At 46.9% G+C, this 303-nt stretch carries 1 rRNA gene; it reads left to right on the forward strand.

What is annotated here, in order from left to right:
* The first annotated feature begins 190 nt into the window (after positions 1-190).
* Positions 191-303, forward strand: a 5S ribosomal RNA gene (gene rrf, locus F8197_RS28255).

Consider the following 303-nt stretch of genomic DNA (forward strand, 5'->3'; position numbering starts at 1 on the left):
GGAAGTGCAGTAATGCATTAAGCTAACCAGTACTAATTGCCCGTACGGCTTGTCCCTATAACCTTAGCAGGTTATGGTGAATAAGAAGTACGTTGAAACGTTCGTTGATACAACAACTTCATTACCCACCTACTTACTACTTCCAGATTCTGAGTAACGTTCACAAGAACGCGACTCGTACAGTTCAATGCCTGATGACCATAGCAAGTCGGTCCCACCCCTTCCCATCCCGAACAGGACCGTGAAACGACTTTGCGCCGATGATAGTGCTGCAACCAGTGTGAAAGTAGGTTATCGTCAGGC

Origin of the sequence: Duganella sp. FT27W (assembly GCF_009295655.1) — a bacterium.
Classification (GTDB): domain Bacteria; phylum Pseudomonadota; class Gammaproteobacteria; order Burkholderiales; family Burkholderiaceae_D; genus Rugamonas; species Rugamonas zoogloeoides.